This window comes from Vibrio sp. B1-2, assembly GCF_963888445.1.
Taxonomy (GTDB): Bacteria; Pseudomonadota; Gammaproteobacteria; order Enterobacterales; family Vibrionaceae; genus Vibrio; species Vibrio anguillarum.
This window is the reverse complement of sequence record NZ_CAWPJH010000022.1, coordinates 117,658-138,201: the sequence shown is the minus strand read 5'-3', so window position 1 is coordinate 138,201 and position 20,544 is coordinate 117,658. Positions and strand designations below refer to the sequence as shown.

The 20,544-nt window shown below is 44.0% G+C and carries 13 protein-coding genes; 6 read left to right on the top strand and 7 right to left on the bottom strand.

Annotated elements, in window-relative coordinates:
* Positions 1 to 138 precede the first annotated feature (138 nt).
* Both pyk and AACQ75_RS08905 read right to left on the bottom strand, forming a co-directional pair.
* On the bottom strand, positions 139 to 1,602 hold the full coding sequence (pyk, locus tag AACQ75_RS08910; protein WP_170888505.1) for a pyruvate kinase: 1,464 nt from the start codon (positions 1,600 to 1,602) through the stop codon (positions 139 to 141).
* 187 nt (positions 1,603 to 1,789) lie between these two features.
* Positions 1,790 to 3,169 (bottom strand): MFS transporter, encoded by a 1,380-nt coding sequence (locus AACQ75_RS08905; protein ID WP_026028333.1) that lies wholly within the window; start codon positions 3,167 to 3,169, stop codon positions 1,790 to 1,792.
* Between the two features lie 275 nt (positions 3,170 to 3,444).
* On the opposite strand from AACQ75_RS08905, the gene AACQ75_RS08900 reads away from it, so the two are divergent.
* From AACQ75_RS08900 to AACQ75_RS08890, 3 genes are read left to right on the top strand one after another with little or no spacing between them, the layout of a single operon-like run.
* Positions 3,445 to 4,797, top strand: coding sequence for an ABC transporter substrate-binding protein (locus AACQ75_RS08900; protein ID WP_094146905.1), 1,353 nt, complete (start codon positions 3,445 to 3,447; stop codon positions 4,795 to 4,797).
* Positions 4,794 to 7,142: an ATP-binding protein gene (locus tag AACQ75_RS08895; protein ID WP_170888504.1), complete on the top strand. Its 2,349-nt coding sequence runs from the start codon at positions 4,794 to 4,796 to the stop codon at positions 7,140 to 7,142. The genes AACQ75_RS08900 and AACQ75_RS08895 overlap by 4 nt, the downstream gene beginning before the upstream one ends.
* Positions 7,132 to 8,400, top strand: coding sequence for a sigma-54-dependent transcriptional regulator (locus AACQ75_RS08890; protein ID WP_013867894.1), 1,269 nt, complete (start codon positions 7,132 to 7,134; stop codon positions 8,398 to 8,400). The genes AACQ75_RS08895 and AACQ75_RS08890 overlap by 11 nt, the downstream gene beginning before the upstream one ends.
* Before the next feature lie 181 nt (positions 8,401 to 8,581).
* Here AACQ75_RS08890 and AACQ75_RS08885 read toward each other — a convergent pair whose 3' ends face one another.
* Positions 8,582 to 9,730 carry an iron-containing alcohol dehydrogenase gene (locus tag AACQ75_RS08885; protein WP_029189759.1) on the bottom strand — a complete coding sequence of 383 codons (1,149 nt, stop codon included), beginning with the start codon at positions 9,728 to 9,730 and terminating at the stop codon, positions 8,582 to 8,584.
* Between the two features lie 165 nt (positions 9,731 to 9,895).
* Between AACQ75_RS08885 and AACQ75_RS08880 the strand changes: the two genes are divergently transcribed.
* Together AACQ75_RS08880 and AACQ75_RS08875 are read left to right on the top strand one after the other, a co-directional pair.
* A complete protein-coding gene (locus AACQ75_RS08880; protein ID WP_017047225.1) occupies positions 9,896 to 10,777 on the top strand; it encodes an AraC family transcriptional regulator in 882 nt (293 codons plus the stop codon).
* Between the two features lie 356 nt (positions 10,778 to 11,133).
* Positions 11,134 to 14,289 (top strand): chitinase C-terminal domain-containing protein, encoded by a 3,156-nt coding sequence (locus AACQ75_RS08875; protein ID WP_170888503.1) that lies wholly within the window; start codon positions 11,134 to 11,136, stop codon positions 14,287 to 14,289.
* Between the two features lie 111 nt (positions 14,290 to 14,400).
* Here the strand turns inward: AACQ75_RS08875 and glgC are convergent, their stop codons facing one another.
* The 4 genes from glgC to AACQ75_RS08855 form a co-directional block, all read right to left on the bottom strand.
* Positions 14,401 to 15,615 (bottom strand): glucose-1-phosphate adenylyltransferase, encoded by a 1,215-nt coding sequence (gene glgC / locus AACQ75_RS08870; protein ID WP_064626209.1) that lies wholly within the window; start codon positions 15,613 to 15,615, stop codon positions 14,401 to 14,403.
* Positions 15,616 to 15,783: 168 nt separating this feature from the next.
* The gene (locus AACQ75_RS08865) at positions 15,784 to 17,694 is read right to left on the bottom strand and encodes a sensor domain-containing diguanylate cyclase (protein WP_170888502.1); all 1,911 of its coding nucleotides are present in this window, start codon (positions 17,692 to 17,694) and stop codon (positions 15,784 to 15,786) included.
* A 183-nt stretch (positions 17,695 to 17,877) separates the two neighbouring features.
* Positions 17,878 to 18,402 (bottom strand): hypothetical protein, encoded by a 525-nt coding sequence (locus tag AACQ75_RS08860; protein WP_017046411.1) that lies wholly within the window; start codon positions 18,400 to 18,402, stop codon positions 17,878 to 17,880.
* 136 nt (positions 18,403 to 18,538) lie between these two features.
* The gene (locus tag AACQ75_RS08855) at positions 18,539 to 18,910 is read right to left on the bottom strand and encodes a YgiW/YdeI family stress tolerance OB fold protein (protein ID WP_026029118.1); all 372 of its coding nucleotides are present in this window, start codon (positions 18,908 to 18,910) and stop codon (positions 18,539 to 18,541) included.
* Between the two features lie 157 nt (positions 18,911 to 19,067).
* On the opposite strand from AACQ75_RS08855, the gene AACQ75_RS08850 reads away from it, so the two are divergent.
* Complete coding sequence (locus AACQ75_RS08850) at positions 19,068 to 20,543, top strand: cobyric acid synthase (protein WP_047689695.1); 1,476 nt, start codon at positions 19,068 to 19,070, stop codon at positions 20,541 to 20,543.
* Position 20,544: the final 1 nt, after the last annotated feature.

Genomic DNA, 20,544 nt, shown 5'->3' with positions numbered 1-20,544 from the left:
TGGCTGTTGGCATCATTAAAAAGGGCCTGCGACAAGCGCAGGCCAAGTTCCCTGTGGAGCAAGGTTTTTTAGGGGGAGGTGTTGAGATCACTGAATAATTTTAATGATCTCATGATTAGCGGCGCAGAACCCTACATTCTACGCGGCTAATTCTTTTACTACTGGCAACGTCAATAAACGACAGACGTTAATATTACCCACGCCTTCGATCGATTCTAATTGTGTCATCAAAATGGATGAAATATGGCGGTTAGCTGCGTCTTGTGCCAGAGCGTTAAGCACTTGCTGAGACAGCAAATCCGCTTGTGTCGCTAATGATGGAATATAGGTTGGTGTAACGCCGCGCAAAATGGTTAATTTACGCAGCAGTTCAGGCCTGTCGGAGAGTGCCCAAATGGTAGCTTGGCTTTGACAGCGAGACATCAACAGGGGTGTTTCTCCCTGTTGAGTTAAAATGGCGACCCCAAGATCTCTATGAACCTTAGTCGCCGATATCATGGAGGAAAGCGCGAAGCTTTTGCCCGCATCGCTGCACAAATGATGCAGTTTATCCCATGAATTTTGCGCACAGCCTAACTCTTGTTCTGCACCGTGAGCGATACGCACCATCGCTTCCACTGCTTCAATGGGATAGCTTCCCGCCGCTGATTCTGCTGACAGCATAATAGCGTCAGTGCCATCAATAATCGCGTTCGCTACATCAAGCACTTCTGCGCGTGTTGGCAGCGGGTTGTCAATCATCGACTCCAGCATTTGTGTTGCGGTGATAACGGGTTTGCCTAAATAGTTTGAGCGCGCAATCAACGCTTTTTGTACGCCGGGTAGGCGAGCATCACCGATTTCAACGCCTAAATCACCACGAGCAACCATCACAACGTCGGATGCATTGATGACCGCATCCATATTTTTTTGATCGCTCACCACTTCGGCTCGCTCTACTTTGGCGACAATGTGTGCATGACAGCCGGCTTGTACCGCTAACCGGCGCGCTTCATGTAAATCCTGGGCATTACGTGGAAATGAGACGGCTAGAAAATCGGCTTGGAGTTTCGCGGCAGTGATGATGTCTCGTTTGTCTTTGTCCGTCAGTGCCGGCGCGGAAAGACCACCACCGAGTAAATTAATGCCTTTGCGATTAGACAGCTTACCGTTGTTTATGACGCGAGTTTTTACCCACTGCTGTGGTTTGTTGAGTTCTTCGACCCGGAGTTGTACTCGGCCATCATCAAGCAGTAAAGTATCACCCAATTTCAAGTCTTGAATCAGCTGCGGGTAATCTAAGCCCACACGTTCTTGGTTACCAGCCATTGTGGGGTGAAGCCCATCGAGAATAAATGAGTCACCCGCTTTTAGAGTGATCGCACCGTCTTCAAAACAGGAAATACGGATCTTAGGTCCTTGTAAATCGACTAATATGCCGACACTGACACCAAGCTTTTGTGAAATGTCACGTACTAACATCGCGCGTTCAATATGCTCGTCAGCGGTGCCGTGAGAAAAGTTTAAACGTACAACGTTAACACCAGCATTAATGAGCTTGGTGATCATCTCACGGCTTTGGCTTGCAGGGCCAAGCGTTGCAACGATTTTTGTTTTACACATAGTGGTATCCTATAACGACACTCGCTATAGCCATTTTACTTGAAGTGATGGTGGTGCAAATTGCACTTGTCCATTGCTCTCGGCCGACATTTGGTCGATTTTTCAAGTGATTTGGATATAGAAAATAAGAATGAAAATAAGAAAATAACAGGGAGGATTATCCTCCCTGTATCAAGGGTGTTATAGATTAGAGACTTGGTTTCGTTTCCAGTATCTGGCCCGTAGGAGCATCAATATCCGTTACTTTCTTGGCATTCCATACCGTAGTCGCAAGCAGTAAAGAAATCACGCCAGCGGCCAACCAGAAATATTGTGCTTGCGTAAAGTCATATTTGGTTACGCCATCCACTTCCGTCATTTTAATCAGTGATGAAGACACCAGTTCTTGAGCCGAAGCGGCTAAGTAAGAGAACAAACCAATAAAGCCCTTTACGGCACCGACGGCATTTTTAGGCATTAAGTCACAAGCCGTTAGGCCAGCAAGAAATACGACAAGCCCACCAATCGCAAAACCAATTAAGCCTAGAGCAACAGCATCTACCATACGGTTATCGGGGCCGAAGAACATCAAGCACATACCTGCAATGTTGGCAAATCCGTAAAGTAGCGTTGGGATATGACGGTTAGCGTTGAATACTTTATCTGAAATGATACCAGACAAAATAGCGCCCGCGAGGCCTGCAATAGGGTAAGTGGACATTGCAAAACCAGCATCAATCAGTGAATAGCCTTTGGTTTCTTGTAGGTATAACACCGCCCAAGAAGACATCGCATAGCGAGAGATATACATCGCGGCACAAGCAGCGGCAATCAGCCAGACAGTCGGCTGCTTCAAAATGAACAGTTGAGCGCGACGTGTTTCCTTTGGATCGTTGGCTTTTTTGAACTCGGGCTCTTCACCAAATGCTGTTGCAACATCAGGTAAACCATAGGTCTGCGGACGATCTTTCAGTACAAAGAACATAATCAATGCAGCGATGATGGCAGCAATGCCCGCACCGATGAAACCTGCTTGCCAGCCTAAATAACTCACTAGCGTTGCTGTTAGAATCCAAGTGATGCCTTCGCCGATATTTCGAGATCCTCCCCAAATTGAATAACGGCTTCCGCGTTGTTTAGGTGAGAACCATTGGAAAAGCGAGACGCAAGAAGGCGCAGAACCCACCGATTGGAACCAACCATTGACGGCCCAAAGTAACACAAAGAAGAATGCCGTGGTGTTCAACCCCATGAATATGGCAGTGGCACCAGAAAGCAGTAGTGAGAACGACATAAATCGGCCGATGTTGGCGTAGTCAGAAAGGAAACCGTTCGAAAACTTACCAAATGCGTAGGTGAAGAAGAAGGCTGATCCCATGATCCCGAGTTCTTCTATCGATACGATGCCCGCATCAAGCATCGGTTTTTTAACGACGCCTAAACTCATACGAACCACATAGAACATGGCGTATCCAAAGACTAAGCCTAAGAATACTTGCCATTGAAAACTTTTGAAACGCGATTGCATTGCGCCCTCAGAGCTATCCGATAGCGGTAGATCTGGGCGAGTTTTAAAAAAGTTAAGCATGGAGCTCTCCATTCATCAAATACTAAATAGGGTTATTACTAAATAGGGTTGTTTCGTTGTCGGAATGCATCTTCAAACAAATGGGTATGGGGCTCAAAAGTGCCAATTTGAGGCAGAAATGACTCAAATTGAGAGTGTGAATGGGTCAAAAATGGGAATTCAGCGAAGGGTAAATTATGTTTTGCTGATAAAATTGAAATTGTAATACGCTGTTTTGCGTCATAACTGACACAAATGTTTAATAATTTATTTTTAGCTAAACGGTAGAGTTTTGAGTGAACGCACAATTTTTAGGGTTTTGTGATTTAAAAGCGGTTTCCCGTTCTTGTACCTTATTACGCTGGTGCAAATGGATGGTGCTATTAGGATCGATAGCGGCGGCTATCAATACCGCTTATGCAAAAGAGAATGAGTTAGTCATACTGACTACATTTTCACGTGAACCCTTGCTACCTCTTATTGAAGAGTTCAGCAAACAGTATCAAGGGGTTGATGTGCAAGTTGTCCACCGTAGAGCACAATCGAGTATTCAACTGCTTAATAAAAGCTATATCCAGAATATTGATGTAGTGCTGAGCTCATCGCCTTTTTTAATGCAGCATTTAGCAAATAGCAATAAGCTCGCAACCTTACCTGCCCATTTGCAACCACCAGAATGGTTAAAACCCTACATGTTACCGCCAACTGATAAAGTCGTGACGATAGGCTATTCTGGCGCTGGTTTGGTATGGAATCGTGACTATCTCAGCTTACATCATTTACCGACGCCTACGTCGTTCACCGATCTGGCTAATTTTATCTACTTTGACCACATCACGATGAGTACCCCAACACGTTCGGGTACTACTCAGTTAATGGTCGAGAGCATTCTTGCTAAATATGGTTGGCAACAAGGGTGGCGGATTTTACTGAACGTGGGGGCAAATTTAGGGACAATTTCCTCACGCAGTTTTGGTGTGAGTGATTATGTAGCCAAAGGGCAATTTGGGATAGGCCCAACGATTGATAGCTATGCCAGCATATTAGAACGAAAATTTGAGCACGTTCAATTTCGCTATGATGAAAGTTTTACCCTAATGCCCACATACGTCGCCCAAGTGAGCCTGCGTGAAAATGATCAATATGCGAAGGCATTCATCGATTTATTGATGTCAAAATCGGTACAAACGAATATGGATAGCAATGATTTTTCTAAACATGCGATAAACGATAAATCCCTGTTTAATGAGGCATATACACAGTTGTCCATGGCATCCATTACACATCGTGAGGAGTTAGTTAACTTATTGTTTGAAATTGCGATTACCAAACGCTTACCTCAGTTAAAAGACACTTGGCTCGCAATCAATCATGCTAAAACCAAGTACGCACACAATGAACCCGCTCTGAAGCTCATTGAAAATATTGAAACTCGAGTGTTCTCTTTACCTGTGACCGAAACAGAGTTAGCCGTGGTATATCAGTCATGGCAAAAAATCAGTGTTGATGAGGCGCAGTATGAGACACACTCCGCCGCCATTTCTATGCAAGTAGCGGAGCTGACGCATCGTTGGAAGATGCAGTTAGCATTAACCTTAGAAGAAGCTTTGTCCGATCTAAAAAACTTGGACCGGGTCGATACGCCATGATTTTTCCGAAATACAACACGATTGGCGCGAGACTGGTTTTAGCCTTTGCTTGTAGTACCTTGCTGTTGACGATTGTCAGCATCGTCGCATGGGGAACATGGAATAGTTTAGATAATCAAGTGAGCGAGCTGCTTGATAAAAGTGTTCCTAAATATAATGCCAGTTATCTGCTCGAAAGCAGTAGTTCGGAAATTAAAAGACGGATCGAAATCATCTCAAATACGCGTAACAAAGTTGAGTTGGATGAGCAACGGCAACGTTTGGATAACAATTTAACGACGATCAGCAAAATATTAAGCGAGATTGAATTGAACAGCGAGCAGCAACGGCTGCTTGCTGGGTATCAACGGCTACGTAATCTTAGTGAGCAATTTGGTCTTCTGGTCGGGCAACGGATTGATCAAAGTCGTCAAATTGAGTTACTTCAAGAGCAGATCCAATGGCTACATCAAGATATTGGTTCTGAGTTGACTCCGCTGCGCCAAGAAATACAGTGGCAGCTAGAGCGTAAAATGAAAGGCAATGAAAGCGACATGCTGTTTGCGAGTTTAGGGGCTGTCCAGTCTATCCTAGATGGTGAGGCTCAAACGTTTATGTTCGCAAAAGAGCTCATCCAATCTAAGCATATTAGCCAAGTGAATAATGGCATGAAAGTACTACAGTACCGCCTTGAAGAACTGTACGCACAGAGTGCGCCGATTTTTTCACAACCTGCAACCATCGCCTATCAACAATTACTCAGTGAGCTAATGGATGTATTGAGTTTGAATGGCTCTTTCCATCAAAACTTACGTTCTATGGTGCGTTTAAATGCCCAGCTTGATGATATTCGAGCTGAAGTTCAGCAACAGCTTCTCCACCAACATACTGATATTGCTATGTTGGTCGCCAACGCCGATGAGTCGTTTGTTCAAGCGAAAAAAGAGACCACGGAACTGGTTTCTCATGGTAACCGTATTCTGTTTGTCTGCTTTAGCTTATCGATCATTATCAGTTTGTTTTTGACTTACTATTTCATCAATCGTCGGATTGTGGGCCGACTTAACCGCCTTAGCGACAGTTTAGATGCCATCATTCATAATGATCTTTCACACCCTATTGTGGTAGACGGCAGAGATGAAATTGGCCGGATCAGTGAAAAATTGGTTCAGTATGGTAAAAAAGTGGAGGAAATGGACCGAACCAACGCACTGAGTTTGATTAACAATACGCAAGCGAGTTTAATCACTTGTGATTTGGATGGTTATATTGAATCGGCTAACTTAAGCGCTCGTGTTCGCTTGAATATAGACCAGAATGAGGACCCGAAAGCCTTTTGGCTCTGTTTTTCAACGTCAACTCAATCGCAGTTGCAAGCACTGTTTAACCCAGAGGCTAAGTTGATCGAAAATGGTGCAGATGTCATTACGCTATCGTTAGGCGATGTGGATAAACCTTATTACTTGCGCTTGTATTTACGTAAGTATACCCACGGTTTAAGCGATAAAGTTATCATCACGATTACGGATGTTACCGATCAAGAGCACGCTAATCGATTATTAGAAGAGCGAGTTCGAGCAAAAACTCATTCATTACGTGAAAAAAATCATCAGTTACTCGCTGAAATTGAGCAGCACCACCGGACCGAAAACCATCTTAAAAAAACACAAAGTGAGTTAGTACAAGCCGCTAAAATGGCGGTGGTCGGGCAAACGATGACCAGTTTAGCGCACGAATTGAATCAACCATTAAGCGCAATGTCGACTTATCTCTATAGCGTAAACCTTGCTTTAGAGCAGAAGAAAACAGAGCAAATCAGACATTCCATCGATCATATTGAACATTTAACAGAGCGAATGGGCAAAATCATCAATGGGTTACGTCATTTTTCTCGTAAAAGTAGCAGTGATGAAACCCTTATCCCTGTCTTGATTACTGACGTTATCGGTCAGGCTATGTTGTTGGTTGAAACGAAAGCGAAACGTCAACAGATAGTATTGCAAAGCCATATTCATCAACCAATTCAAGTCATTGCAGATCAAATCGGCTTGGAACAGGTATTGATTAATTTATTGGTAAATGGCTGTGAAGCGGTTGTGGGATGTGAGCACAAAAAAGTTGACGTGATATTGCTGTCGAGTACGCCAACGCATCACGTTGTTGCAGTATGCGATTCAGGGGCTGGATTTGCTCATGATGTCGTTGAAAAACTCTTTACGCCCTTTACCACGACCAAAGAAGTAGGGTTGGGCTTAGGGCTGAATATTTGCCGCTCGCTCATAGGAAAAATAAAGGGTCAAATTTATCTTGCCTCGACAGTCAGTCGAGGTGCAATGGTCGTGCTGGAGTTGCCTTATGAATCATAATTATTCTGTTTTATTGATTGATGATGACCAAGATGTCCTTGACTCATATTCGCATCTTATGTCGATAGCTAATTTGCCGTCAAAAGCACTTCTTAACCCCACCAAAGCGTGTGAGTTTATCCATTCTGATTGGGCTGGAGTGATATTGCTTGATGTCTATATGCCACAAATGAACGGCATTGAATTGCTTAAAGCGATTAAATCGATTGATGAGCATATTCCTGTGATTGTCATTACTGGCCACGGAGACATTCCTATGGCGGTAGAGGCGGTCAAAATAGGGGCATGCGATTTTCTTGAAAAGCCAATCAATCCTGCGGAGTTATTGAGCTTAGTGAAGAAAAATCTCGATATTCGTCGTCATTTTGTACAACAAAAAACGGCTATGGCCAACTCAATCAAATGCGAACTCATCGGAAAATCCGCTCAAATGGGGCAAATTCGCCACCATGTTGCTCAGTATTCAATGCTCAACAGTCATGTTGTTATTTGTGGAGAATCGGGTGTTGGGCGGCATACTATTGCATATCTCATCCACCAACTGACACAGGGTAATCATGCTTCATCTCTGGTGGAATTAACCGTTTCATCAGCGACCACGCTCGCACAGATTGAACAAAAATTAGATGCAAGTGAAAACGGTACATTGCTAATAGACCACATCGAATTACTTTCTGAAGAATTGCAGCGTTATTTGACTCAGAGGATGCTTAACCAAGAACGCCTAAGCAAAGCTCGAACGCGCGTGATTGCTATTTTAGGTACGGAACCTGAGGCCTTGATTACGGCTAATCGGTTGCAGCCAGAGCTCTATTATTTGTTAAACCAAGGCGTGATAGAGGTGCCTGTACTTCGACATCGTCCCGATGATATCGCTACTTTGTTCCATTATTTTCTCAAGCAGAGCTGTAATAAATTGGCGAAACCTTTGCCAGCGGTAGAACTGAGTTATTTGTCGCTACTGCGTGCACATCAATGGCCGGGAAATGTACGAGAGCTGAGAAATGTAGCTGAATTATATGCGATAGGTATTGTAAAACTGACGGGAAAAGAGCGTTTGTACAATCAGTCTGATCTTTTATCACCGCTTGATGAATTGGTGGATGATTACGAAAAGCAAATTATTGAAGATGCATTATTTCTCCATTCTGGTCGCGTCGCTGATGCCGCAAATTATCTGCAAGTACCGCGTAAAAAGCTCTACTTACGAATGAAAAAACATGGTTTAGAAAAGGATGACTTTAAAAGTCGTTATTAGTTTTTCAATTTTAGGTGGTGGATCAGTTTGATAATGCTGGCATGGTAATGAAAGGCCGCTACATAAAGTATCCAATACAAAAAAAGTACAAAAAAAGCAGCGCCCAATTGCGCTGCTTGATGTAGCTGAATCTATGCTATTGGAATGTGGAAATCACTATTCACTCGTCTAAAAAATGAGGCTAAATGATAGCTTGTTCCAAAATTTCCCGTGATTTTTCAAGCGTGATGGCTTGCTGTTCACCCAAAACAAGCATTCCATGTGCGTTCAGTTGAGCGATAACTGCGTCTATGGCCGCTTGCTTACTGCTATTATGATCCGCAAATTGAGTTGGAACATTCAAGCTGTGGTAGAAGGCTTCAATCGCATCGATTGTGCGTAAGGCAAGATCGCTAGTTTGATTGAGTCCAAAGACATTTTTGCCCATTTGCTCAAGTTTAGCGCGTTTGTTCTCAAGTTGATTGCGCAGCAGAGAAGGTTGCACAATCGCTAGTGAACGGGCGTGATCAACATGCCATAATGCGGTGAACTCGTGACCAATCATATGAGTCGCCCAATCTTGTGGAACGCCAGTACCGATCAGGCCATTTAGTGCTTGGTTCGCTGTCCACATCAGGTTTGCTCGCCATCCATCATTATCACGCTGGTCATATTGTTGACCCAATACCAGCAAGTTTTTAAGTAAAGTTTCGGCATAGCCGTCTTGAACCATCGCATTGGTTGGCAAGGTTAAATATTGCTCGCAGACGTGTACCCAAGCATCAACAATACCGTTGATCAACTGGCGCTCAGGCAGTGATTTCATTACATCTGGATCAAGCACTGCGAACTTAGGCTGTACCGCTGGAGCCATAAAGGCCAGTTTGTCTTGTGTTTGTGCTTTGGTAATTACCGCGCCCATGTTGGATTCAGAACCGGTTGCTGGCAGAGTCAGAATTGCACCGATAGGCGTAGCTTCAGTAACTTGATGTTTACCCACCATGATGTCCCAGCCATCCCCATCATACTTAGCCGCCGCGGCAACGTATTTTGAACCATCGATAACCGAACCACCACCCACGGCAAGAATAAAGTCGATGTCCTGTTCTTTGACGATAGCAACCGCTTTATCTAAGGTTTCTTTGGTTGGGTTTGCTTCTACACCTGAAAACTCGACCCATTGGTGGTCAGTGAGTGCACTCACGACTTGGTCATAAACACCATTTTTTTTGATCGAACCGCCACCGTAGATCACCAGTACTTTTTGGTCATTTGGAATCGCCTGACTGATCGCCGAGATTTGGCCTTGGCCGAAGTGAATTAGAGTAGGGTTAACATAAGTAAATTTCATTATTCTCACCTTTGCTTATAGAAAAGGAGGCGGCGCCTCCAAGGCAGTGTTTTACGATGTGCATATTAGTATTAATTATCCAGTTAATATAGACCAATTTCTCGAAATTAATTGCCTAATTCTCTAATTGTCGTATTCTTCCTTCAGTTTTGATAAGGGGGCATTATGAGTAAACTGGCGCAACTGATGCAGCAATACATTGAAAAACAATCTTTAGATCATTTGGAAGGTATTCACCAAACGGCAGTGCCGGGCGTATTGTTTTATCGCAGCAGCCGCGGTAATGGTAGACAACCCCTTGTGTATCAATCCGGTATCATATTGTTGGGGCAAGGACATAAACGCATTCATATTGGTAGCCAACCCGTAAATTATGGCCCCAATGATTACTTGGTTGTTGGGGTACCTTTACCACTTGAGTGCGAAGCTTTTGCGTCAGAAAGTGAACCGTTATTGGGCTTGACTATTAATATCGATCACTCACTTCTCCTTAAACAGGTTGATCGACTTGAGGCTTCTGGTTTTTTATCTGATTGCATAGACAAATCAAAATGCGGGCTGAAATCAGTAGAAATGGGCGCAAAGATGCAAGCAAGTGCGATTCGTTTGATGTCGGCATTGGTTGATGATCTTGAAGCTAAAGTGCTTGGCGAAAGCTTAGTCGAGGAGATTGTGTTTCGGGCATTAACCAGCGAGCACGGTTATGTGCTTTTTGATCTCGCTCATCAAGAAGGACACTACGCCCGGATAGCCAAAGCGTTGAGTAAAGTACATCAAGAATATGATCAGTCCATTACCGTTCAGTTACTCGCCGAAGAAGCCAATATGAGTGTTTCGGCGTTTCACCACGCCTTTAGGCTGGTGACGTTAGAATCTCCTTTACAATATTTAAAAAAAGTCAGGCTTAACAGAGCGAAAGAGCTGATTCGTGTGGAAGGCAAGCGTGTGAACGATGCCGCTCGCTTAGTTGGTTATGCCAGCGCATCTCAGTTTAGTCGAGAATATAAGCGACATTTTAATGAAACCCCAAGAGGAGTACAGCGTTAGAAATAGCGCATAAAGTTAAACTCTACATTTTTGTAACAATTAGTGTTGTTGCATATTTTTTGCTCTTTTTGATAGTGTGTAAGTTAAATAACCGGCAGGCAGTCCGTATATTGTTCTGATTTCGGCGCTTTTTTTAGAATCGGAAAATTAACCAATAATTAGTTGTTGATGCAAAATAACGATGTCTCTTTTGCAGAAATAGTGCAACTTGTTGCGAGTGATTTTTGATATTTGAACAAATTGAGGTGCTTATTTATCGCTCTGTCCTACAGTTGTTTCACGTGAGAATTAAAGTCTGGTTTCTTCTTGATACGAGGCTTTTTATAGTGAAACAATAACTTAAGGAATGAGCAGCTATGCATTTAAACAACAGGACAGTGGCAAAGGGTGTTTTTACACTGAGCACTTTAACGGCCTCTTGCTTGATGGCTTTTAACAGCTATGCAGCCGTTGATTGCACGACACTAAGCCCTTGGGAATCGTCAAAAGTTTATACTGGCGGTAACAAGGTTCAGCACAGTGGTACCGCCTACCAAGCTAACTATTGGACTCAAGGTAACGATCCAGCCAACTTTTCCGGTGATTATGCCCAGTGGAAAGTGTTGGATGTTTGCGCCACTTCCGGTGGTGAGAACCTGCTACCGACCGCGAATCTTTCTTCACCTTCCGCGGCAGATGTGATTACTGTCGGTGATACCGTAATATTAAGTGCGAACGCAACCGATAGTGACGGCAGCGTTGCTCGAGTCGAGTTTTCTGTCGATGGTGCAATTGTGGGTATAGTCACCACGGCACCTTATAAAGCCACGTGGGTCGCAACCGCTGGTCAGCATGAATTCAGTGTTGTAGCCATCGATGATAAAGGTGATGCCAGCGTGAAAAGTGCAACGACCTTAACGGTGAAAGAGGCACAACAACCAGGCAACCAGGCTCCAACTGTTGATATTACGCTTTCTGCGGTTTCCGTTGACGTGGGGGCTTTAGTCACCTTAACCGCAAACGCTGCTGATATTGATGGAAGCGTCGATAAAGTTGATTTCTTCGTTGCGGGAACGCTGGTTGGAACGGCTGTTAGTGCTCCGTATACCTTAGAATACACCGCGACAAAAGCGGGTAACTTGGCGGTGTTTGCACGCGCCACTGATAACTTTGGTGCGACGACAGATTCCACGTTAGCGACTTTAACAGTCAATGGCGCGCCAATAGCTAATAATTGTCGTCCTGATGGTTTATATCAAACTGAAGGTGTGAATGTACCTTATTGCACCGTTTACGATGCGGAAGGTCGTGAGATCATGGGGGCGGATCATCCACGTCGTGTGATCGGTTATTTCACCAGTTGGCGTGCGGGTGATGATCCGCAATCGGCTTACCTTGTAAAAGACATCCCGTGGGAGCAGCTCACGCACATTAACTATGCCTTCGTCAGCATAGGTTCCGATGGTAAAGTGAATGTGGGCGATGTGAACGATGCCAATAATGCGGCAGTGGGCAAAGAGTGGCCAGGGGTTGAGATTGATCCTGCATTAGGCTTTAAAGGACATTTTGGTGCGTTGGCAACAGCGAAGAAAAAATTTGATGTTAAGACCTTAATTTCTATCGGAGGCTGGGCTGAAACTGGCGGGCACTTTGATACGGCTGGCAACCGTGTCGCCGATGGTGGGTTTTATACGATGACAACCAACGCTGATGGCTCTATCAACCACGCTGGTATTGAAAAATTTGCAACATCGGCTGTTGAAATGATTCGTAAATATCAATTCGATGGTGTCGATATCGACTATGAATATCCAACCTCAATGGCGGGCGCAGGTAATCCAGATGATAAAGCGATTATGGAACCTCGCCGTGCTTATTTATGGGCGTCGTACCAAGAGCTCATGAAGGTACTACGTCAGAAGCTTGATCAAGCATCGGCACAAGATGGCCACCATTACATGCTGACGATTGCAGCACCGTCTTCTGGTTATCTATTGCGTGGTATGGAGACGTTTGATGTCACTCAGTATCTTGATTATGTGAACATCATGTCTTATGACTTACACGGCGCATGGAATGATCACGTGGGTCACAACGCGGCTTTGTATGACACTGGTAAAGATTCAGAGTTAGCACAGTGGAACGTATATGGTACGGCTCAATACGGTGGTATTGGTTACCTCAACACTGACTGGGCTTATCATTATTTCCGTGGTTCTATGCCCGCAGGGCGTATCAACATCGGCGTTCCTTACTACACGCGCGGCTGGCAAGGTGTCACGGGTGGAGAGAATGGTTTATGGGGGCGAGCGGCATTACCTAACCAAGCTGAATGTGCTCCGGGCACTGGTGAGGGTGAGAAAAACAACTGTGGCCACGGCGCGGTGGGTATTGACAACATGTGGCACGACACCGATCCGAAAGGAAACGAGATGGGCGCAGGTTCAAACCCAATGTGGCATGCCAAAAACCTAGAGAAGGGGATTTGGGGCTCTTACGCCCAAGCTTATAACCTTGATCCAGTGAATGAGCCTGCCGATCAACTTGTCGGTCTTTACCAACGTCACTATGACAGCGTTGCCGTCGCGCCTTGGCTGTGGAATGCCGATAAAGGGGTGTTCTTATCTACTGAAGATAAAGAGTCTATCAACACCAAAGCCGATTATGTCATCGATAAAGAGATCGGCGGCATCATGTTTTGGGAGTTAGCGGGCGATTATAACTGTTATGTCTTGGACGCTAATGGTCAACGCACTCAAGTGGATTCAACAGAGCAAGCTTGTGCAAGCGGAAATGGCGAATACCACATGGGTAATACCATGACGAAAGCAATTTATGACAAGTTTAAGTCGGCAACGCCTTATGGTAACACGCTTGCAACAGGAACGATTGCCAGTGAAACCGTAGACATCGCGGTCTCCGTTGGTGGATTTAAGGTGGGTGATCAAAACTACCCAATCAATCCGAAAATCAGCTTTACTAATAACACAGGTCAAGAGATCCCAGGTGGTACTGAGTTCCAGTTTGATATCCCCGTATCTGCACCTGATAATGCTAAAGACCAATCTGGTGGTGGTTTGAAGGTGATTGCTTCTGGCCATACTCGCGCCAACAACGTCGGTGGCTTAGACGGTGTCATGCACCGCGTAGCGTTTAGTTTACCGAACTGGAAAGCTCTGCCCGCAGGCGGCGTGTATGAGTTGGATATGGTTTACTACCTCCCTATTTCTGGGCCTGCAAATTACAGCGTAAACATTAATGGTGTCGATTACGCCTTCAAGTTTGAACAACCGGATCTTCCACTTGCTGACCTATCTTCTGGTGGCAGCGACGGTGGAGATACTGGTGGTGGCGATACCGGTGGCACCACGAATCCTAGCAATGTCATTACTTGGGTTCCCGGATCCACACAGGTGAAAACTGGCGATGTTGTGACTTACAACGGGAAATGTTTTATTGCCAAAAACAACCCTGGCGTTTGGGAGTCACCGACTCAGTCAAATTGGTTTTGGGATGCAACAACGTGCCCATAACCGAGCGTGATTAATCAGTATGTTTTGAACTCAGTGTAAAGTAAGAAGCCTTAGCGTGTGCTAAGGCTTCATTTTAATGAGGGATAAATTGAGTGGGCAAAAAATATAGGTTTAGAATTGATAACTTTCGGGTACCACAACAATGCCATTTTCTGAAATACGAAAACGCTGGGCATCTTCAACAGGGTTTAAGCCAATTTGAGTATGTGGAGGGATTTTTACATGTTTATCAATAATACACCTCATGAGCTGACACCCTGCGCCGACTTCAACATCATCAAATAAAATGCTATCGACCACTGTTGCACCATCATCAATTCTGACGTTTGAAGAAATAATGGAGTGTTGTACAGAACCTCCAGAGTTAATCACACCGTTTGAAATAATCGAATTAATGAATATACCTTCGTTACCTGTTGCAGAAGAAACCGTGCGCGCAGGTGGGTATTGCGCTTCGTATGTTCGAATGGCCCAGTTTTTTTGGTATAAGTTCATTGGTGGAACGGGTTCGAGTAAATCCATGTTAGCGTTATAAAAAGAATCAAGTGTTCCGACATCACGCCAGTAACAATCTTTAGCGACTCGCCCTCGGTCACCGCAAAACTCATACGCATAAACAGCATGGCTTTCAATCAATTTGGGAATGATGTCATTGCCAAAATCGTGACTCGAGTTTTCCAGTTCAGCATCATTAATCAAAGCACTTTTTAATACTTCCATATCAAAAATGTAGATCCCCATAGAAACTAAGCTGCGATGCGGATTATTGGGCATGGAGGGTGGGTCACTTGGTTTTTCGATGAATGAGGTGATCTTGAAGTCATTATCCACATTCATCACGCCAAAGGCAGAAGCTTGTTCTCTTGGGACATCCATGCAGGCGATAGTCAGTGCAGCATTTTTTTGCTTATGAGCTTCGAGCATAGAGGCATAATCCATCCGGTAAATATGATCACCAGATAAGACGACAACGTATTTATCGTCACTGCGTGAAAGCAACCACATATTATGATAAATCGCGTCTGCTGTTCCTTCGTACCACTTTCCTCCTTTTCTCATTTGCGGGGGGATCACAGAAATGAATTCGCCGAGTTCTGGATTGAAAATAGACCAGCCATCACGTAAATGTTTTTGTAATGAATGAGATTTATATTGAGTCAGAACCAAAATCTTTCGCAGCCCTGAGTGTAGGCAGTTGGTGAGTGTAAAATCAATGATTCGATATTTTCCACCAAAGGGTACAGCCGGTTTTGCTCTGTCATCAGTTAGCGGAGATAGCCGCGAACCGACGCCACCTGCTAACACAACGGTTAGTGTTTCTTGCATCTTATTTCTCCCTAAATATGTGCAATCTATTTACCATATTAGAGAGTAGTACAAGTTTTAAGCCAAAAGTAAAAATGATAGCGAACAATATGTTACAAACTGAGTTTGTGATAATTGCACGAAAATAAACCCGTTTTATTCCTCAATGAACTTAAATGGTGCTAATTGTTAAGCAAATTCTTCCATCTCGACACTGGTCAATACCGAGACAAGATTACGCCCCGAAGCTTTTGACTCATACAATGCAATATCGGCCCGTTTATACACTTCTTCTGGTTTTTCTGTAATGTCAGTGATGCCACCGCTGATCGACACTTCTAAACGATGATTTAAGTGAACGGCTACTCGTAAACGGTGCATGACCAACTCAGCTTCTGCCAGTGGTGTATGAGGCATAATGATGGCAAACTCTTCGCCTCCGATGCGAGCTAAAAAGTCCGTTTCTCTTAGGTGCTCACTTAATTGTGTTGCGACAGAACGAATGATCTTATCGCCTTCTGCATGGCCTAATTTATCATTAATGCGTTTAAAATGATCGATATCAATAATCGCTAAGCACGACTGCACTTGAGCTTGGTAACGTTTTACGCGTAAGCATTCGGATCGCATTTCTTGATCAAATTTCCTGCGGTTCCAAATGTTGGTGAGCGCATCTTTCTCGCTGAGCTCACGCAGGCGATTTTCTAGCTCTTTGCGATGGCTAATATCAACAAATGAGGCCACATAAAACTGAATAATTCCGTTTGAATCGCGGATGGTTTGAATTCGCAAAATCTCGGTTTGCATAGAACCATCTTTGCGTTTATTAATCACTTCTCCTTCCCATAACCCTTCGTCTTGTAGCACTTTCCACATATTCATGTAAAAAGCTTGATTGTGTTTGCCGGAGGAAAAAACGGAAGGTTGTTGACCTCTCACCTCGGCTAAGGTGTAGCCGCTGATCCGGGTAAACTCATTGTTTACTTTGATAATGCGGTTACTACGATCGGTAATCACCATAGCGGACATACCATTCATCGCCGCCCTAGCCAGCTTGCTCTCAATACTGTTTTTATCGTGGTTTGCGTTCCAACGAATAAAACCGGCCGCAATCGTCATTACTAATAGCGCTATGCCAACCGCTTGAAAGCTAATTTTTAGCTCTGTGGCAGAAAGCAATTTATTGAGCGCATCACCATTTAATGGCTGAATTAGGTAAATTGGCTCCATTTCAGGGAATATGGATTGCAAAGGAACCTGAGTAAAACTATACCAGCGGTTGTTATCCCATACCGTGCCAGAAGCTTGCTCTTGCATACTTTTCCAGAGTATAGGGGCGACACTGTTCATATTCAGCATGTAGTATTTCGACGGGTTTTCTTGCGGAGACAAGATCTCATTTTCATGATGAATATACTGACCCTTGAAACTGATGATGTCTGGGCGACTCAGTGAATTTAAACTCTGGTTAAATTTTTTGTACAACTGGGTTAAGTTAAGATTTGCTACAAAATAGCCTTGCCTTTTTCCATCAAAATTTATTGGTGCAATAATCCTAAAGACTGCTGTTATCTGGGAAGTAGCACCATAATTTTCTTCTTCTCTTTCACTATCAACACCGAAGATCCCAATTTGGTTTGGGGAAAGGTTTTGCGCATACTGAAAATAGTCTCGGTGCAATTTGTTTTTTAGTTGTGAACTTGGTACTGCTTCTGTTGATCCATTACTCTGATTCACGCGAATTAATTCGTTACCCGCTATATCAAAAAGCCTGAGCCGAGAATAAAGGGTTTGAATACGAGCTGCTAATAACCAAAACGCCTGTACCGCTTCGATATTTTCGGTGGAGGGAAGACGCAATGCGCTGTACAACATGGTGTTGTTTGACAATATTTGAGTGGAATTGTAAACGTCATTAAACGCAGTAAGCAGTTCGTGCTTATTGTATTCGAGTTGAGAATGGCTTTTTTGTTCGATCATTTGCACAGTCTGTTCGTGAGCTTTGTCGAATTCTTTGACGAAATAAAGAAAGGGCACAACCCCAAGCACGACACTAACAAATAGCCATTGAGCTAAGTATTTATAGAAAGAGCGAAACATAGCGGCACATATAAGTTATTGAGTGCATAGTATATCGCTGATATATGAGAAGTCGCTTCCAAATATCTGATATCGTGGAGTACATCAAATTTGTGGGGTAATTCTGTTGATACAAAGAGTAAAAAGAAGCGCACAAGTAGCGAAGAAGCATTATGCGCTTAAGCCTGAAGGCCGCTTTACGTTTTAGAACTGAAAACGAACATTCATGACGATCTGTGGGCCGTAAACGCCGTTGTTTTTGGTTTCAGCTCCTAACGATAATTGTTCGGTAGAGTGAAAACGTAATCCAGCGCAAAATACCGAGTGTTCATCGTTCTTACCCAGTTTAATATTGGCTTCAATTTGGCTCGATAACCAGATCCGGCTGCCAATATTAAACTCCAACTGGGTTTCGCTTTTGCCACCCTGTTCATCGGTAGGTCTAATGTGGTGAACAAGCATTTGTCCGTAGACATCAGCAAATTGGTTGATTGGACCGTTAAAGCCAATTCCGCCAGCGGCATCCCAATCTCCGTCAAATCTCGAATCGTAACGAGCGACCAGATGTGTATTATCGGTTAAATAAGTACTAAATTCTGCACCTGAGGATTCAGGGCTGATAGCGGTTCTGACTTCAAAAAAGTTATAATTAAAATTGTTAGCTTGCGCAGAGAAAGAAAGAACACATGACAAACCGACTAGGCCTAGTGAGTACGCTTTTTTATACATGTACGCTTCGTCCTGAAAAGATGAAAATTAAGCTGAATAAGATACAGCAATGGCCTGCAAATTACAGGCCATTTTCACAAAAAAATCCATCTTATTTTTTGTGTTTTACCATCAAGTGAGCAATAAGCAGTAATGATTATAGAACTTGGATCTGATCCACTTCGATTTCAGGTGTCAGCCCTCCTTCATATTCGCCATAAAGGCGAACCTTAGTCTCTGCATTGAGTGGCGCTGTGAAGTGGATATCATCATCCAGTTCTACTTGAATCTCACCGTTGCCATCACTGAATACGAATGTGTCTTTTCTGATTTGACGAATCAACTTTCCTTCAACCACAACATGCTTTTCTGTAAACATATTGGTGTCTTTTAGCAACGATTCCACAGACGTAAGTTCGATAGGACCATTGTAATTGATGGTATTACTGTTTTGGTTATGGTTACCTGCAAAAGCGAAAACAGGAGCAATAATCATCGAAGCTGCTAGGGCTAGTGTTGTACGTTTCATTTTTAATTCCTCTATGGGTTTGTTGTTTTGATGAAGCGATTTAAACACTAAGATGTTGAACACACTCTGAGCGGAACATTAATATTCCATTCATTTTATTGAGTGAGTAGCAGCTGTGACGGTATGATTACCAGCAAACGCCTATCGTAGAGTTAATATGGAATCAACATTAAGGTCATTGATGGTGCAGGGCACCACTTCCGACGCTGGAAAAAGTGTGCTAGTTGCAGGCTTATGCCGAGTGTTAGCACGTCGAGGAATAAAAGTAGCCCCTTTTAAGCCGCAAAACATGGCGCTCAATAGTGCGGTGACGGCCGATGGTGGCGAAATCGGGAGAGCGCAAGCTGTTCAGGCTCAAGCGTGTGGCGTTGAGCCATCGGTACACATGAACCCTGTATTACTCAAGCCAAATTCAGACACGGGTGCGCAGGTTATCCTGCAAGGCAGAGCGCTCTCGAATATGGAAGCTACGGGTTATCACGATTATAAAAAAGTCGCGATGAATACTGTGCTTGATTCCTACGCTCGGTTACAAGCCGAGTATCAAAGTGTCATGATTGAAGGGGCGGGAAGCCCGGCTGAAATCAACCTACGCGAAAATGACATTGCTAACATGGGGTTTGCTGAAGCGGCCGATGTACCTGTGATTATCATTGCCGATATTGATAGAGGCGGTGTATTTGCTCATCTGTATGGCACGTTAGCACTGCTTTCTGAATCGGAACAGCTGCGTGTAAAAGGGTTTGTGATTAACCGCTTTCGAGGTGATATTGCGTTACTGCAATCTGGCCTTGATTGGTTAGAAGCAAAAACGGGTAAACCCGTCATTGGTGTGCTGCCTTATTTACATGGCTTTGATTTAGAAGCTGAAGATGCGATCACTCAAGCGCAAACCCTCAGCAGCAACAGTAAATTGAATATTGTGGTGCCAGTGTTGACTCGCATTAGTAACCATACTGATTTTGATGCGTTGCGTTTAAATCCTGATGTTGACTTACGTTATGTGGGAAAGGGTGAACGGATCGAAAATGCGGATCTGATTCTGCTTCCGGGCAGTAAATCTGTAAGGGACGATCTTGCGTATCTTCGCTCGCAAGGTTGGGATCAGGATATCAAACGTCACTTGCGTTTCGGAGGCAAAGTGATGGGCATTTGTGGTGGTTACCAAATGTTAGGTCGGGTAATTCGCGATCCACTCGGTGTTGAAGGTGAAACGGGCGAAAGTGAAGGACTGGGGTTGTTGAACGTCAGTACAGAACTCACCGCTGAAAAAACGCTCAGGAATGTTCAAGGCGAGCTTATTTTACCGCAAGGTAAAGCGAAGGTCTCAGGCTACGAGATCCACGTTGGACGCACAACGCTCGATGATGCATCATCCTCAGCAATCATCACGTTAGACAATGGCAACCGTGACGGTTTATTAAGTGATTGCCAGCAAGTGTTGGGGACTTACATGCACGGAATTTTTGATAGTTTTCCTGCAACTGAGCTTATCTGTCGCTGGGCTGGTGCCGCTGATATAAGTTATTACGATCATGTGGCGCAAAAAGAACAAGCCATTAACCGCATTGCGGATGCGATTGAAGAGCATTTGAACTTGGCCTTATTATGGCCAGAATTAACGGAGCGTTAAC

What these genes read in the sequence shown, in the direction of transcription:
- pyk (WP_170888505.1), bottom strand. Translation starts at nt 1,602, where the DNA reads ATGTGTAAAACAAAAATCGTTGCAACGCTTGGCCCTGCAAGCCAAAGC.
- AACQ75_RS08905 (WP_026028333.1), bottom strand. Translation starts at nt 3,169, where the DNA reads ATGCTTAACTTTTTTAAAACTCGCCCAGATCTACCGCTATCGGATAGC.
- AACQ75_RS08895 (WP_170888504.1), top strand. Translation starts at nt 4,794, where the DNA reads ATGATTTTTCCGAAATACAACACGATTGGCGCGAGACTGGTTTTAGCC.
- AACQ75_RS08890 (WP_013867894.1), top strand. Translation starts at nt 7,132, where the DNA reads ATGAATCATAATTATTCTGTTTTATTGATTGATGATGACCAAGATGTC.
- AACQ75_RS08885 (WP_029189759.1), bottom strand. Translation starts at nt 9,730, where the DNA reads ATGAAATTTACTTATGTTAACCCTACTCTAATTCACTTCGGCCAAGGC.
- AACQ75_RS08880 (WP_017047225.1), top strand. Translation starts at nt 9,896, where the DNA reads ATGAGTAAACTGGCGCAACTGATGCAGCAATACATTGAAAAACAATCT.
- AACQ75_RS08875 (WP_170888503.1), top strand. Translation starts at nt 11,134, where the DNA reads ATGCATTTAAACAACAGGACAGTGGCAAAGGGTGTTTTTACACTGAGC.
- glgC (WP_064626209.1), bottom strand. Translation starts at nt 15,615, where the DNA reads ATGCAAGAAACACTAACCGTTGTGTTAGCAGGTGGCGTCGGTTCGCGG.
- AACQ75_RS08865 (WP_170888502.1), bottom strand. Translation starts at nt 17,694, where the DNA reads ATGTTTCGCTCTTTCTATAAATACTTAGCTCAATGGCTATTTGTTAGT.
- AACQ75_RS08860 (WP_017046411.1), bottom strand. Translation starts at nt 18,402, where the DNA reads ATGTATAAAAAAGCGTACTCACTAGGCCTAGTCGGTTTGTCATGTGTT.
- AACQ75_RS08855 (WP_026029118.1), bottom strand. Translation starts at nt 18,910, where the DNA reads ATGAAACGTACAACACTAGCCCTAGCAGCTTCGATGATTATTGCTCCT.
- AACQ75_RS08850 (WP_047689695.1), top strand. Translation starts at nt 19,068, where the DNA reads ATGGAATCAACATTAAGGTCATTGATGGTGCAGGGCACCACTTCCGAC.